General features: G+C 55.9%; 14 protein-coding genes. 9 read left to right on the top strand and 5 right to left on the bottom strand.

Annotated features, from left to right (window positions below; genetic code table 11):
• The first annotated feature begins 46 nt into the window (after nucleotides 1-46).
• From C5L39_RS03920 to C5L39_RS03910, 3 genes are all read left to right on the top strand, one after another.
• Nucleotides 47-1,015, top strand: a complete 969-nt coding sequence (locus tag C5L39_RS03920) for an ROK family protein (RefSeq protein ID WP_123047819.1) — start codon at nucleotides 47-49, stop codon at nucleotides 1,013-1,015.
• A 23-nt stretch (nucleotides 1,016-1,038) separates the two neighbouring features.
• A complete protein-coding gene (locus tag C5L39_RS03915; RefSeq protein WP_123047553.1) occupies nucleotides 1,039-1,770 on the top strand; it encodes a lysophospholipid acyltransferase family protein in 732 nt (243 codons plus the stop codon).
• 104 nt (nucleotides 1,771-1,874) lie between these two features.
• Nucleotides 1,875-3,032, top strand: coding sequence for an acyltransferase family protein (locus C5L39_RS03910; RefSeq protein WP_123047552.1), 1,158 nt, complete (start codon nucleotides 1,875-1,877; stop codon nucleotides 3,030-3,032).
• On the opposite strand, the gene C5L39_RS03905 is transcribed toward C5L39_RS03910, so the two are convergent.
• Nucleotides 3,013-4,389 carry a glycosyltransferase 87 family protein gene (locus tag C5L39_RS03905; protein ID WP_165857965.1) on the bottom strand — a complete coding sequence of 459 codons (1,377 nt, stop codon included), beginning with the start codon at nucleotides 4,387-4,389 and terminating at the stop codon, nucleotides 3,013-3,015. The two genes, C5L39_RS03910 and C5L39_RS03905, sit on opposite strands and share 20 nt — an antisense overlap.
• Before the next feature lie 118 nt (nucleotides 4,390-4,507).
• Here C5L39_RS03905 and C5L39_RS03900 point away from each other — a divergent pair, with 118 nt between their 5' ends.
• The 3 genes from C5L39_RS03900 (at nucleotide 4,508) to C5L39_RS03890 (ending at nucleotide 7,732) form a co-directional block, all read left to right on the top strand.
• Nucleotides 4,508-5,014: a polyadenylate-specific 3'-exoribonuclease AS gene (locus tag C5L39_RS03900; RefSeq protein WP_123047550.1), complete on the top strand. Its 507-nt coding sequence runs from the start codon at nucleotides 4,508-4,510 to the stop codon at nucleotides 5,012-5,014.
• Between the two features lie 58 nt (nucleotides 5,015-5,072).
• Nucleotides 5,073-6,461, top strand: coding sequence for a class II 3-deoxy-7-phosphoheptulonate synthase (locus tag C5L39_RS03895; protein WP_165857964.1), 1,389 nt, complete (start codon nucleotides 5,073-5,075; stop codon nucleotides 6,459-6,461).
• Nucleotides 6,462-6,562: 101 nt separating this feature from the next.
• Nucleotides 6,563-7,732, top strand: a complete 1,170-nt coding sequence (locus C5L39_RS03890) for an alpha/beta hydrolase (protein WP_123047548.1) — start codon at nucleotides 6,563-6,565, stop codon at nucleotides 7,730-7,732.
• On the opposite strand, the gene pknB is transcribed toward C5L39_RS03890, so the two are convergent.
• Entirely contained in the window at nucleotides 7,729-9,951 is a 2,223-nt protein-coding gene (gene pknB, locus C5L39_RS03885; protein WP_123047818.1) for a Stk1 family PASTA domain-containing Ser/Thr kinase, read from the bottom strand. The two genes, C5L39_RS03890 and pknB, sit on opposite strands and share 4 nt — an antisense overlap.
• A gap of 82 nt (nucleotides 9,952-10,033) precedes the next feature.
• On the opposite strand from pknB, the gene C5L39_RS03880 reads away from it, so the two are divergent.
• Entirely contained in the window at nucleotides 10,034-10,414 is a 381-nt protein-coding gene (locus C5L39_RS03880) for an Rv2175c family DNA-binding protein (RefSeq protein WP_123047547.1), read from the top strand.
• On the opposite strand, the gene C5L39_RS03875 is transcribed toward C5L39_RS03880, so the two are convergent.
• The 3 genes from C5L39_RS03875 to C5L39_RS03865 form a co-directional block, all read right to left on the bottom strand.
• Nucleotides 10,317-11,903 carry an alpha-(1->6)-mannopyranosyltransferase A gene (locus tag C5L39_RS03875; RefSeq protein ID WP_123047546.1) on the bottom strand — a complete coding sequence of 529 codons (1,587 nt, stop codon included), beginning with the start codon at nucleotides 11,901-11,903 and terminating at the stop codon, nucleotides 10,317-10,319. The genes C5L39_RS03880 and C5L39_RS03875 overlap by 98 nt on opposite strands.
• A gap of 16 nt (nucleotides 11,904-11,919) precedes the next feature.
• The gene (locus tag C5L39_RS03870; protein ID WP_123047545.1) at nucleotides 11,920-12,996 is read right to left on the bottom strand and encodes a polyprenyl synthetase family protein; all 1,077 of its coding nucleotides are present in this window, start codon (nucleotides 12,994-12,996) and stop codon (nucleotides 11,920-11,922) included.
• 98 nt (nucleotides 12,997-13,094) lie between these two features.
• Nucleotides 13,095-13,694, bottom strand: a complete 600-nt coding sequence (locus C5L39_RS03865) for a GNAT family N-acetyltransferase (protein ID WP_123047544.1) — start codon at nucleotides 13,692-13,694, stop codon at nucleotides 13,095-13,097.
• 237 nt (nucleotides 13,695-13,931) lie between these two features.
• Here C5L39_RS03865 and C5L39_RS03860 point away from each other — a divergent pair, with 237 nt between their 5' ends.
• Together C5L39_RS03860 and C5L39_RS03855 are read left to right on the top strand one after the other, a co-directional pair.
• A complete protein-coding gene (locus C5L39_RS03860; RefSeq protein ID WP_123047543.1) occupies nucleotides 13,932-14,363 on the top strand; it encodes an SAV_6107 family HEPN domain-containing protein in 432 nt (143 codons plus the stop codon).
• Between the two features lie 113 nt (nucleotides 14,364-14,476).
• The gene (locus tag C5L39_RS03855) at nucleotides 14,477-14,866 is read left to right on the top strand and encodes a DUF3040 domain-containing protein (RefSeq protein ID WP_123047542.1); all 390 of its coding nucleotides are present in this window, start codon (nucleotides 14,477-14,479) and stop codon (nucleotides 14,864-14,866) included.
• Nucleotides 14,867-15,029 lie beyond the last annotated feature (163 nt).

Below are 15,029 nucleotides of genomic sequence, written 5' to 3'. Positions count from 1 at the left end.
GCTATAATCACCAGTTTGCAGTGATATGTCCGACGAAGGTGGCTCCATGAATCCCGACCCGCAGGTGACGACTCTGGGGTTTGACATCGGTGGCACCAACGTGCGTGCCGGAGTTGTTACCGCCGACGGTGAGATCATCGATTCTCGTAGTGGTGCCACGCCTGGTACTGCTGCGGAGTTGGAAGATCTAATTGCCAGCATGGTCGCTGAACTGAGCGTTAAGCATCAGCCAGCTGCGGTTGGACTGGCCATCGCAGGCTTTTTAGACCCAGAGTGTGAGACTGTCCGTTTTGCCCCTCATCTGCCGTGGCGCGATGCCCAGGTGCGTCGTGATCTGCAAGAGCGTTTAAAGCTGCCAGTAAAATTGGAACACGATGCGAACTCCGCAGCGTGGGGAGAGTACCGCTTCGGTGGTGCCCGGAATGTTGGTACTTGGGTGTTTTTCGCCGTAGGTACAGGCATCGGTGCCACACTGATGATTGATGGAAAGATCTACCGTGGAGCCCATGGAACTGCGCCTGAATTTGGTCACCTGACTGTCGTCCCCGGAGGTCGTCAGTGTGCCTGTGGAAAGCGAGGTTGCCTAGAACGCTATGCCTCCGGTACCGCTCTAGTCGAGACCGCAATAGAAGTAATCGAGCGAGATCCTTCCCTGCGAGACTGCGAACTGGGCCGTCGGATTCAAGCTAATCCAGGGGAAATAACAGGCAATGACATCATGATTGCTGCCCGCAACTCAGACATTGCCGGCCTAGCAGTGATCGCTGAATTTGCAGAGTGGCTAGGGCAAGGCCTGGCGATCGTGGCAGATGTACTCGACCCAGCTTTGATACTCATCGGCGGGGGAGTCTCGCGAGACGCAGACCTTTATTTAGACATTAGTAAGGGCAAAATGGCACGGAGTATTGTCGGTGCCGGATACCGTCCGCTGCCCGATATCGTTGGGGCAGAACTGGGCGCAGACGCAGGTATGATTGGCGTGGCGGATTTAGCTCGCCAACATACTATTAGTTAAACGCATACGACTGGGGAGAAAACATGCATAACAAATGGTACTGGGCCTTTAAGAATGTATTTATTGGCCCAGCCTTGAGGGTATGGAATCGCCCTTGGATCGAGGGAGTGGACAACATTCCTACTGAAGGCCCCGCTCTGGTGGCCTCGACACACCAGTCAGTGATGGATTCCTTCTTCTTCCCATTGGTCTGCCCACGCCAGATCATTTTTCCGGCTAAATCGGAGTACTTCACCAACACTGGCATCATCGGCGCTATTCAACGATGGTTCTTCAAAGTCTTGGCGCAGGTGAAAGTTGATCGCACCGCTACCAACGCTGGGGATGCTACTCAAGCAGCAGCTTTAGAAGTACTGGAAAGGGGCGATGTCTTTGCCATTTATCCGGAGGGCACGCGTTCTCCTGATGGCCGGATCTACCGCGGACGGACCGGCATGGCACGTATCGCCTTGGCTAGTGGCGTTGAGATCATCCCCGTGGCCATGATTGACAGCCGTCGCGCCAACCCAATTGGTACCTGGATTCCTCGCCCAGTGAAGGTGGGCATGGTCGTCGGCGAGCCCATTGATGGTCGAGCCTATGTATCTTCCCTAGGACTAGATCCAGATTCACGGGAGGCAGTTCGCCCACTGACCGACCATGTGATGATGATCTTGGCTGAGCTGGCAAAGCAGCCGTATATCAATATTTACGCCTCCGAAGTTAAAGCCTCCCTAGCTGCTGGCTACGGATACCCGCAGGGTGCGGAGATTTAGTCGTCCGCTAGGAGCATTGGACAACTCACGCATCCCCTATATAGTGAAGCGAGCATGCCGACCGGCAGCTTTAATGAACTTCATGATATAGGTGGTATGAGTCGATGACGGCTAAGAAGGAGCGCCTCGACTGGCCAGATATTGCCAAGGGATTGTCAATTTTCGGGGTGGTGCTACTACATGTCAGCCTGGCTATCCCCGAGGGCATGGACACCTTTGTCGCCCAACTCAACCGTTTCCTCGATCCGCTCCGGATGCCCCTGTTTTTCCTAGTCAGTGGATTCTTCTCAGCGAAGGTTTTTCGACTGAGTCTGCGTGAGTTGTTTTTAAGCCGATTGTGGTTTTTTCTCGTGCCCTACGTTATTTGGGCTCCGATCGAGCTGTGGCTGAAATTCCGTGAATATCACATGTTCGATGGCTCTGAAATGCCAGGAATTGGTCGCTATCTTGGCCAGCTACTGACCGGCACCGGAATGTACTGGTTCCTATTCGCGCTGGTGGTGTTCAACCTTATTCTCTGGGCCACCCGTACTCTGCCTTCTTGGGGAGCAGTGTTGGTGAGCTTTTCCCCGATCCTGCTGCTTCCGCTGCATTCTGATGTCCACATGGTCGGCAAAGCAGTGCTGTATCTTCCAGTGTTTATTATCGGTGCTCATTTCCGCCAGAAAATAGCTGATTTCGCGGCGGGTGGGACCTCGGTACGCAACTTGAGCCGAAGTCTGATTCTTTATGCTGTGGCCTTTAGTGTTTCGAGCAGCTGGGTATACCTCAACACCGTCGCTGAGATCTCTGTTACTTGGCCGCTGCCAGGACCTGAGACCATCAACTATTTCGATCTGAGACTGGTAGTCAATTCGGTGGTTCAACTGGCAATGATGCCGATGGCCATCATGTTCGCCATTATGTTGTCGAAGGTGCCGGTGCTTTCCAACGGTCTGAAGTTCCTGGGACGGCACACTCTGGTGATCTATCTCGGACACCCTCTGGCACTGACGGTGCTCTACCACTACAACATGCGTGCAGTAGATCTTCCGATCAGTCGAGATGCTGAGAGCTGGCTCAACTCCACCGCATTCTGGATGGTTATCGGCCTGGTTATCTCGGCAATTGGAGCTTTTGTACTGTGGATTATTACCCAAATCCCTTACCTGAGGTGGACGCTTATGCCTCCGCGTTTGCCCTTCTGGGACGCTACTCCAGTTCAACAATCTAAAGAATCGGTGAAGGCAGAAGCTCTCGAGCTTAAAGTGGCCCGAGAATAATCCGAACCAGTAGGGAAACCGCCAAGCTGGCAAAGGTCGCGAGGACCACCCACGACCACACTTTCCGCGCCGTCGTTTCTGGCTCAACTCCAGTGCGGGATGGAATCATCAGCGAGGGTGCCCACAATGCGCTGATCAAGATCAAGATCGCCACCACTAAGTATGAGTTACCCAGCAGTTGAGTCCACCACGGCCAGTCATATTCGACATCGTTGGTTCGTGGCAGCAGCCAGTGCGGTCCGATGAGCATAACCGCAGTGACCCCGGTTGCGAGGAAGAACGCGAGACGTCGATAAGTTCCCTTCGGCGCATGCCAGGCAGCGATTGCTAAGGCCACAGCAAAGGGGACCAACCAGACCCAGTGGTGGGACCATGACACCGGTGAGCACAACAGTGCGGCTAGGGAAGCCAAGAGGACCAATCCCAAATCCGGGGAAGCGTCCGTGTTCCGAGCAGTCCGCTCGACCAGCACCATCGCGGTGATAATAGTGGCAAGAGCGAGTATCACGAGCACTAGCCACGGCAAACTAGAAGAGGTCTGTTCAGGATCCGACAAACGGGTCAACATACCCCGGATGGACTGATTTCCAGCGTAGGCCAAGCCACCGATCCTGCCTGGGTCCGAAAGCGTATCCAACCAATAGGTCAGTGAATTCTGTGGACTAATCAGGGCAGCCAAGAGTGTCACAGCCACCGCTGAGGCTACGGTCGTAGCCGCCTCTCGCCATTGGCGCCGGACGAAAAAGATCAGAATAAACACAGCAGGAGTCAGCTTGATTGCCGCTGCTAGGCCGATGAGAACACCCCGGGGTAAAAGCGTCCGTCGAGCAAGGACATCGGTGAGTACCAAGGTCATCAGCAAAATATTGACCTGACCAAATGACAAGGTCTCCCGGACTGGCTCGGCTAATAGCGCCAAGGGAAGGACTATCGTGGCGATGACCCGATGATCCTGGTCCGACCACTCCGGCAGGCTGTGACGAACGACGAGGACCACGCACCACCACAAAGCTACTGCGGTAGCCACCGTCAATAGAGCGGAACCGAGACCAAGGGGAATCCACGCTAATGGCGCGAACAAAATTGCGGCAAGCGGGGGATAAGTGAAAGGAAGGTCGATTCCCTCGACTTGGTAGAGACGAGTGTAGAGCTCCTGGCCCTCCAAAAATGCTCGCCCACCTTCGCGGTAGACATCATAATCAATGTGGTAATACCAGCTGAGGCCGGAAGTAATCAGCCAAGGCAATAATGCAGCCACTGCCAGCAATACCGAGATGGCGACGACAACGGTCCTACTGCGGCCGCTGAGCCAAGCAGGGCGTTCTAATGGGGAAACTATGAGTGAAGGGGAGTACACAGGATGACTATATCTGGCCAGGGCACGGCTACCCGAGCGCCAGTGGGGGTTGTCAGCCAGTTAGGCTAAAGAACGATCCCGCCACAGGTGTGGGAATTCGTGAAGGGACGAGTTGGCCGTGCGCTATTTCTACGACACTGAGTTTATCGAGGACGGCCGTACCATCGAGCTGGTCTCAATCGGGATCGTGGCCGAGGACGGGCGGGAATATTACGCCGTATGCACGGACTTCGACCCTTCCAAGGCCAACGGCTGGGTTCGGGAAAATGTGCTAGACAAACTGCCCAATCCGGCGTCTAAAGCATGGAAATCTACCGATACCATCCGCTCCGAAGTCTATGACTTTCTCAAATCAGGGGCCGGACGGACCGAGCTGTGGGCATGGGTGGGTGCCTATGATCATGTCCTGTTGGCACAAATGTGGGGGGACATGACGGGGCTTCCCCGGGAGATTCCGCGTTATACCCGAGAGCTCCGTCAGTACTGGGAGTTTGCCGGCAACCCGACCTTGCCGGATGCCCCGACGGGTAGTCATGACGCACTAGTTGATGCTCGGCATAACTTGGCAAAGTTCCAAGCCTGCGCCAAGGTCTTGCCGTTGGGGCGCAACAACCGCATTCTCTAGTAGCACTGTTGCTGGTCGTACGTGCTCCTCGCCTCAAGTTCGTGATATGAATATGAGTGTGAGTTGGACTGTTGATATTCCTAAAGAAGTTCTCCCTGATCTGCCGCCGCTGCCGGCTAGCCTGAATGAGCAATTTCAGGATGTGATCTCGCGTACGGCATATCAGCAGCCGACCTGGGATCGCGCTCAAGCCGAAAACGTCCGCAAGATCCTCGAGTCGGTGCCTCCGATTATTGTTGCTCCGGAGGTCACTGCGCTTTCCCGCCAGTTGGCTGATGTTGCCAACGGCGAGGCCTTCCTGCTTCAGGGCGGTGACTGCGCTGAGACCTATGAGTCCAACACTGAGCCCCATATTCGGGCCAACGTTAAGACTCTCCTCCAGATGGCAGTTGTCCTGACCTATGGCGCTTCCACCCCAGTGGTGAAGCTGGCTCGTATTGCTGGGCAATACGCGAAGCCGCGTTCCCAGGACCTAGATGCCAACGGTTTGCCCAACTATCGCGGCGACATCGTCAATGGCGTTGAGCCCACTCCTGAGGCTCGTCGGCATGACCCCGCACGTATGATTCGGGCCTATGCTAACGCCTCTGCCGCGATGAACTTGGTCCGTGCATTGACCTCTTCCGGAACTGCTGATTTGCAGCGCGTGCATGAGTGGAACCGCGAGTTCGTTTCGCAGTCTTCTGCCGGCGCCCGCTATCAGGCACTGGCAGATGAGATCGAACGAGGGCTTAGCTTCATGGAAGCCTGTGGAGTGAACGATGATTCACTGCGCACCTCCGATATCTATTGTTCGCATGAAGCACTGTTGGTGGATTACGAGCGCGCGATGCTGCGCCTGCATGAGGACGAAGACGGCGTAGTTCGTCTCTATGATCTCTCTGCTCACCAGCTCTGGATCGGCGAGCGTACCCGTGGCATTGATGATTTCCATGTCAATTTCGCGGCTATGATCGCCAACCCAGTGGGCATCAAAATTGGCCCGTCTATCACTCCGGAAGAAGCGGTTGCCTATGCCGCCAAGCTGGACCCAGAGCGGATTCCTGGCCGGCTGACTTTTGTCGCTCGGATGGGCTACGACAAGGTTCGCACGGTATTGCCTCCGATCATTCAGGCTGTCGAAGCCGCCGGGCATAAGGTGATCTGGCAGTCAGATCCAATGCACGGCAACACCTTCACCGCATCCAATGGTTACAAGACTCGTCACTTCGACAAGGTCATCGATGAGGTTCAGGGCTTTTTCGAGGTCCACCGCGCCTTGGGTACCCACCCAGGCGGCATTCACATCGAGCTGACCGGTGAAAATGTCACTGAGTGCCTTGGTGGAGCCGAGGACATTGCTGACGTCGATCTGCCGGGCCGCTATGAATCCGCATGTGATCCTCGTCTGAACACTCAGCAGTCGTTGGAGCTTGCCTTCTTGGTAGCAGAAATGTTGCGCAACTAGCCCATCTGAGGAGGCCAGTAGGCTTTCTTAATTTATCCCCCAGACTCATTTCTCTTCTGGAAATGGGCCTGGGGGATTATCTATAGAACAAGGTTCTTAATATGAAGGCACAGCAGCTACGTACACTCATGGCAGCTTCGGCTACCGTGGCCATTTCACTGGGGAGTATCTCTCCAGCTGCGGCGCAAAGCGCAGAAGAAGGGGTCAACGGAGTCATCGCTGGTTCAGTCGAAGGCTCCAGCCAAGATCTGGAATGGACCGGTTCCACTTTGGAAGCGGCACTGAGCTCGCTTAATGCTATTGGTTCAGCTGATATTTCGCTCAGCGGCCCATTAGTCTCTAGCAACTCTGAATATCCTCTGGCGACTAGGGACATTGAGAAGGCTGAGATTCTTGACCGCCGAGTTATTGATGCAGGTGAGCGGCTAGAGCGTTGGACTATTGCCTCACCAGCTATGCAACGCGACGTCTCCGTCCAGATTATGAGAGCCGCTGACTCGGAAGCACCTGCACCGATGCTTTATATGCTCTCAGGAATTAATACTCCCTATAACGCCGGGTGGGTGGAAGAAGGCGACCTCTCCTCTGTATTTGGTGATCAAGATGTCACCCTGGTTATCCCTACTGAAGCCTCAGCATCGATGTTCTCCGACTGGGTATCTAAAGACTCAGCTCTCGGAGTGCACATGTGGGAGACCTTCCTAGTAGACGAAATTGCACCTCTGTTGGAGCAAGAAGCGGAGTTGAATTTCAACGGCAAGCGCGCTGTCGGCGGTCTGTCCATGGGAGCTATCGGCGCGGTTCATTTGGCCAACGACAACCCAGAGTTTTTCGACGCCACCTTCGGTATCTCTGGTTGCTATTCCACCCTTGACCCTATTGGTCGGCAGATGACCAGTCTGATTGTCGGCTCTCGTGGCGGAAATGTGGAGAATTTGTGGGGACCATTTGGCTCCGAAGAATGGGTTAACCACGACGTGGTCAACGACCCAGAAGGTCTCCGCGATATGTCGGTTTACCTCTCTGCCGCTAATGGGGCAGTAACTGCGGAAGACCGCGAGTTTTTCGGTACAGATGTAGTTAGCATGACCGGCGGTTCGGTTCTTGAGCGCGGAGTGCTCAGCTGCACTGAGAGCCTTGATACAGCTATGACTGACCTAGGAATGAATCATCAGGAGGTCCATTACAAGGGCAACGGCACCCATAATTGGAATAATTACCGGGAAGAACTTTCCCCAGCGTGGGAGCACGTTAAGACCGCGCTTTACTAGTCCTCCAACGACAGCCTCACGGTAGAACCTGCGCGCGTGTCATCTCCGGATTCGGGGCGCTGATCAGTGACGATTTTCTCGAGCTGGCTGCTTTTGAGATTAGTTTCCAGTCCGATGTCTTCCAATGCGGTGTTAGCCTGGGCGCCCGTCATCCCCTCGAGATCTGGCACGAGCACGTAGCGGGGCAAGCTAAGTTCCATCTTGGTATCACCGAGCGCCACGGTCTCACCGGCGCTTGGGCTGGTAGCCAAGACGGTGTTTCCGGAGGCCTCAGGTTCTGTACCAGTGCGTTCGACATCACTGACGCTAAATCCCGCGGCTTTGATAGCCGCGGTGGCCGCCTCATAATCCAGGCCAATTACATCTGGCACTTCTAGAGCGTTGTTGACCACTAGGGTGATTTCATTGCCTCTGGTCAACATGGTGCCAGTGGGAGGAGAGACGTCGATGACTTCGTTGACGCCGGCATCCTCATCGAATTCTCGTTGAATACGGGTGACATTGAGACCTAGCGTGCCGAGCCTAGTTTGGGCTTCAGCTAAATCCACGCCAACAAGGTTGGGTACTTGGACAGGTTCGGGCCCGCGAGAGAGTTGGACGGTAACGGTAGATCCGATGGGGGCGGTGTCTCCTCCGGAAGGGGTGGTGCGAGCGACTGCGCCTTCGGGCACGTTTGCGGAGTAAATCGGATCGCCGGTGACCACATCGAGGGTGCGTTCGGAGGCTGCCTCTTGGAAAGCTAGGATGTCCATCCCCTCGGCAGAAGGTACTGTCGGCTGCCCTTGGGAGACCAAAACAGTGACTTCTTGACCGCGGACCAGACGGTCACCGATCTCTGGGTCGGTTCCGGCGATCTGCTCAGCTGGAATTTCATCGCTGTAGACAGTGCGTGTCGCCGGAGTGAATCCAGCGTCCTCCATTACTGCGACAGCTTCGATGCTGTCCATGCCTAATACTTGCGGGATTTCACCGTATCGTCCTGATCCAAACCACCAGCCACCGATGGCGACTGAAACCGTGATTAATACGACCAACAAAAGCCAGATGATGAGTCCGGCTTGGGAGCGGTTGGTGAGCGGAGGATCATTAGGAGTCGATGGCGCAGGAGCTTGCCGACTATCCACGACAGGTTCTGCGGGCGCGGTTCCTTCCGGCTGCTGAAGCTGCGTCGGAGCCACGGCATAGGGCAGGGGCGAGCCCGTCTCCGGGGAGTCCTCTGCTTCTAGCATGATGGTTTCCCTGCTCTGGGGCGGATCCGCGGAGATATCAGCGGCAGGAAGATCAATGACACCGGTTGCTGGGCCGACGAGATCAGTAATATCAGTAGGCACTGCGGCGGCACGATTAGCCGCGGAGTTCTCAGGTACGGGCACTGTGAACGCAGGAAGTCGCAGTTCACTGGCGACGTCCTCGACAGCCGCGAGGAACTCTCCGGCATCGGCGAAACGGTCCCTGGGGTCAAGCGCCGTGGCAGTGGCCACTAGGGCGTCGATAAGCGGGGGGATGCCTGAGATCATTGAGCCAGGCGCAGGGACAACCTCATCCAAGCGGCTGAAAGCGTGGTCAAGGGGAGTCTCGCCGCTGAATGGAGTATCGCCGGTGAGTAGCTCAAATAGGACTAATCCCGCGGAATAGACATCTGAGGCTGGCGTGATCTCAGAGCCATCGACCTGCTCTGGTGAGAGGTACGCGACGGTACCGATGATCTGCTGGGAGCTAGGTGAAGAAGAACTAGAGACTCTGACCAGACCAAAGTCAGCGAGCTTGACCCGATGATCGTGGTTGATGAGAACATTATCGGGCTTGATATCTCGGTGAACCAACCCGACGGCATGCACTGCAGACAAACCGGTGAGCACCGAAGCGAGCACGGATGTGGCGGCATGTGGCGGCATTGGTCCGCGTTCAGCGAGCAGTTCACGCAGGGTCCCACCGGTGATCAGCTCCATAACAAGGAAGAGCTGATTGCCATCGGAGCTGAAGTCATAGACGTTGACCAAATTGGGGTGTGCCAATTGGCCCATGGCACGGGCCTCGCGGCGGAACCGTTGGCGGAATACTGGATCTGAGACGTATCGGTGATCCATGACTTTCACTGCCACCGCTCGGCCCAGACGCAGATCGACACAGCGATAGACCGTGGACATGCCACCGCGAGCGATCGGGTGATCGATGCGGTAACGGTCCTCGAGAACATCTCCCACTGACAGTTGGATCATGGCCACCAGTATGGTGCACCGAGCATGCTCCATGCCAACGAGGAAGTGACCATCTGTTATCTGGGGCAGTAGAGTAGGTTCCGTGAATTCGAAAGACAACCTTAGTACTGGCTCCCTTGAGAAGCTGCTCGCCGACGAAACCCTGCTTTCCCTGCCTGAGGCAGCTGAACTTATGGGTGTTCCGATTACCCGAGTCTATGATCTACTGACCGATCGAAAACTGATTGCCTATGTTTCTGACAGTGGTCGTTGCATCCCGGCGTCACTGTTTGGTGGAAACACCACGACTGGGAAGTTCGTTCCGGGTGTGATTACCCTGCTCACCGATGGTGGCTACTCCGATGTCGAGATCCTCGAGTACCTGTTTACTGAGGACGATTCGCTGCCCGGTCGACCGGTGGAGGCGTTGCATGGTCAGCTGGCGCGTGAAGTGGTGCGTCGGGCTCAAGCAATGGCGATCTAGGAGCCACTAGCTTTCGCCCCAGGGCTCCATCCCGATAGATGAAGTCGGTCAAAAGCCAGGCTGAGACGATCGCCCATGCCATCCACCAGGCGTTGTAGAGCTGATGATTACCGCTGCCGGTGAACGCGAGAGTGACCATGATTGAGGCGCCCGTCGATAGACGGAGTACCCACCGTGGGGGGCTAAAGGTGCCCAGCAGGGATATCACCGAGGCGTAGTACCACGGCAAAGTCACGGAGTTAAATATGAAAGCTACCTGGTAGGCGGCTGCGGTTCCCATGATGGCGCGGCGATTATCGCCTCTAAATAGCCACCAGATGATCACTAGTCCGATGAGCATCAATAGCATCGACAGGCTGCGGAAAAATTGCAGGGGAACGTTGTAGTTATATTGCTCGTCAAACAGCTGCATAAATGGAGTGACTATTCCTGCCAGGAAGGAAGGCAGTGCCAGGGGATTGATAACCTTGGAGTTTCCCGAGATCTCTGAGAGCCATCCCCAAGACGCGCCAGAAGCCCAGGTCACCGTAGCTACTACCGCGAGGGTTTCGGCTACTGTGACTGCGCCAGAGATTATAAAAACAATGACCTGCCGGCCGCGGGTTGCTGTGGCCCCTGCATAGTGGTGGACGGCCATCCAAACTACGAAAGGTAGCGCGATGGCTGCGGTGGCTTTGAGCGAGACGGCCACTGCGATGAGAGCAATACCCATCAGGAATTTCTCATGCAGGGCGGCGAGCAACCCTAGGCTCACTAGGCCAACCATGACCGCTTCATTGTGCATGCCGCCGATCATGTGCAGGATCATCACTGGATTGGCGACTCCTAACCACAGCGCTAGCGCAGGATTTCCACCCAGCCGGCGTGCGATTTTGGGAACTGACCATGCGATAGCACCGAATCCCGCGATCGAGATGAGTTTATAAACAATTACTCCTGCGGTGACGCTGTCACCGACTAACCGAGTGATGCCTTCACCGATCCACAGGTGTAAAGGACCATAGGGAGTAGTTGTGTTGCGCCAATCATGGGAGACCTCCAGTAGGTAGGGTCCAGGATTAACGGCAGCGCCTTGGGTATAAGGATCGAAGCCATCGCGCAGCATCGCACCTTGCATTAAGTAGGAATAGACATCGCGGGAGAGTATCGGCGCGGCCAACACTAACGGGGCTATCCACACCCACAGTGCCTTCTGGACCAGCTGAGCTCGCTTTTCGACGCCCGTGTCTGCAGGCGAGCCGCTAGTGCCGATGATGTGTCGATGGCCAAACAAAACCCAACCGGCCAACAACAGCATCATGCCTAGCCAGAGAACGATATTGGAGATGCCAGCCCCGTGCCCGTAGGCGAGAAAATCTAAACCGGTTGCCTCAAGTACGCCATCTCGATTGCGGGTAGCACCGCCACCGAAGGAGCCCAGCAGGATCAGGAAAGAGCCGACTGCGCCGAGAGTGATCGCATGGGGCAGCCTGGAGACAGTCAGGTTCATGTGTACGTCCCGTGGGTTAGCTTCGTCGGGCGGTGGCGCGGATCGCCAGATCAGTGAGCGTACGAGTGACCTCCGCTGAGGTATGAGCGGTGGCCAAATGAGAGAGTCCCGATTCGGTCAGATGTTCAATGCGTTGTTCGATCTCGGCGACTGCTCCAGTTCCAGCGATCAGATCTGCCAAATGTGACAGCTCTAGTGGGTCGGCGGTTGATCCGATCCCAGATCGCAGTGCGGCGGCAGCTGCAGGATCAGAGCTATCGGCCAACCGGAGTGCGGTGGCTAGCAAGACAGTGCGTTTACCTTCGCGCAGGTCATCGCCAGCAGGTTTTCCGGTTAGCTTCGGGTCGCCATAGACCCCGAGCTGATCATCGCGGAGTTGGAAGGCGACCCCAATATCCTGACCATATCCTCGGAAGGCACTGATGGTATCGGCCTCGGCGTTGGCGATGGCAGCTCCCAGATGTAAGGGGCGCTCAATGGTGTAGGCGGCAGTCTTGAATCTATTGACCGAGTCAGCTGCGGAGATGTCCTCACTAGCGGCGGCTTCTAGAGCGATGTCGAGAAGCTGCCCGCCGATGACTTCCGTACGCATCGCTCTCCACGGTTCGCGAGCCCTTGCTAGCGCTTCGGAAGAAAGGCCTGAGTCTTGGAACATGTCCTCGGCCCACACCAGTGCCAGATCGCCGACAAGGATGGCTACGGATTCGCCGAAATGGGAGGAGCTGCCGGACCAATGAGCATCACGGTGGCGAGCCTCCACGGAGCGGTGCACCGTTGGGCTTCCACGCCTGGTATCAGATGCATCGATGATGTCATCATGAATCAGTGCACACGCTTGGATAAATTCCAAGGAAGCCGCGGCTCGGAGCATCGCCAGCGGGTCTTCATCGGTATTAGTGAGACCACCGCCACCTATAAAACCTGCCCATGCGTAGAGCGGTCGGATGCGTTTTCCACCGTTGAGGATAAAAGACTCCAGATGGGAGACAGCCTCGGCGACTGGTCCGCCGATCGCGGCGACCTGTTCACTGCGTGCGTGGATAAACTCAGCCAGTAACTTCGTGGTGGCTTCAGGTATCTGGTCGAGGGTCATGTCTGTGGGATTGAGAGCGGACAACGCGGTGGTTCCTTAACCTCAGTGGGGCACCGGGAGTGTCCGGTGGAGTTTTCTATCAACGATACCCAGTGGTTTCATCCGGGATGGTGGTCGGAGGTAGCAGGCTTGTTGACCATACCTGGAAGCGGCAAAGGAGCAGAGAGGACTGCGAAAGGGCGGGTGTCCCCGTCAAAGATGAAATGGCGTAGTACATCGCGAAAACCCATCGAGCGATAGAGCTTAAATGCAAGGTTGGACTCTCCATCTACCTCTGGCGTAGATAAAAGAGCATTCGAACCTGGGGCATTCCATAACAGCTGAGACAGCAGTATCCGGCCGATTCCCTTGCTCTGATGGAGCGGGTGCACGTGGATTTCAGCAACTTCGAAGTAGTCACGAAGCAGTTCGATCTGGCTGGTGTCGGGGCCACCTTCTTGCCGAATTCCGCGGCGAATTTGCCGATCCCACCACATCTCTCGAGTCCCTAAGTATCCGTAGGCGACTCCGAGAATCTCATCTTGGTCCAGCGCTACGAGCGAGGTGAAACCGGGTTGGAAGATCTCGCGACGCCAGACCTTGGTACGGCTATCTCTGATGGCGGGGTCATAATTCATGGCGTCGATATAGACGCCAACCAGCCGTGGGCAGAGGATGGCAAATTCGGGGCCGGACAGTCGGCGGATCTCCAGTGTCACGTCTCCACTGAACCACGAATGAGGTGGCTATGGGTTAAGGATCACCGCAGTTAAGGGGAGCGGGGTTTCAAGAGTATTCGAAGGTATCAGTGAAAAACTATTGGCAGAGCATTTGAAACGATTGACTGTTTCGAATGTATGTTCTATTGTTTGGGGGGAGATGTCCGATAGGTCTTCTACGTTGGATGACACAGTCCGGAGCGGCAAGCTGGAGACGATGGAGAGGAGTCGGTCCCCATGGCAACGATCAAGTCGGCGACAACAAGTTTTGTGGGTGCTGATCGTGGTGCTCGCTGGGCTGATTTCATCGCCAAAGCGCATGTCTTGCTCTTGCAGGCTGATCGGGCTCGCAAAGATGGTGTCTGGGATCAGGCTCTAGAGTTGGCGTACCAGGCGGGATTGCGTACGGCCGGTGCTTGTATCGCCGACTCTGATGTGGCCAAACGCCGGCGCCGTTCCAGTAGCGCTTGGGCGCAGCTCCGTCTGGTCGATGACCGAGGGGCACAGTGGGCGACTGCCTTTGAGCATTACTCGCTCCTGCGTTCCCGGGTAGCTTCTGGGATAGAACGCAGTCTTGACCCTAGGTTGGTAGATCACATTATTGCTCTGGCCGGGGAGTTTATTGCCGAAGTGGAGGCGGATGCCGGTTCGTTCGGGGTAGCGGCGTAGCTCATTTTTTCCGAGCTACTGGGGAGGGTTGGCAGTGAAGGGAACAATACCGATAGGCTGGGCGTTAGTCCTAGTAGATGGAAATTAGCGCCCAGTCACATCCGGGAGGAATAGTGTCGCTTTCAGAGCAGGAACAGCGAGTATTGCGCGAGATTGAGCAGTCATTGCTTGCTGAAGACCCAAAGTTCGGGTCCTCCGTGTCTGGCGGTCTCGGTGAGGCTGGTGTCGCTGGCTTAAGCCTCCGGGGAATCGCTGTAGCAGTGATTGGCCTGTTGATGCTTATCGGTGGAGTAGCTCTCGCTGCGCAAAGCCTATGGTTTATCTCCCTGAGCCTTGTTGGCTTCTTGGTGATGTTCGGGGCTGGCGTTTGGATGCTTCGGGGTGGCGGTTCAGTCTCGAGTACCAGTAGCCGAGATCGCGGTGGTCGAAAGTCCTCCGGTGAGAAGATCTCCAAGAGTTCCACGATGGAAGAGGACTTCCGCCGTCGTTTTGAGGGGAAATAGCGCAGACGTAAGTATTGCCGATTTTCCTCATTGAGTATCGGTTTTTAAGGCCCGCCGCACCGCTGGTGCGGCGGGCCTTAATCGTTTTCTCCAGGTTTTCTGGGTGTTTTCTGTGATTATGAAGTGATCTGTGGGTTACCCACTTCTCGCCACATGTTGGCCA

It is taken from the genome of Corynebacterium alimapuense (assembly GCF_003716585.1).
GTDB lineage: Bacteria > Actinomycetota > Actinomycetes > Mycobacteriales > Mycobacteriaceae > Corynebacterium > Corynebacterium alimapuense.
The sequence above is the reverse complement of the archived record's forward strand: the minus strand, read 5'-3'. Positions and strand labels throughout refer to the sequence as shown.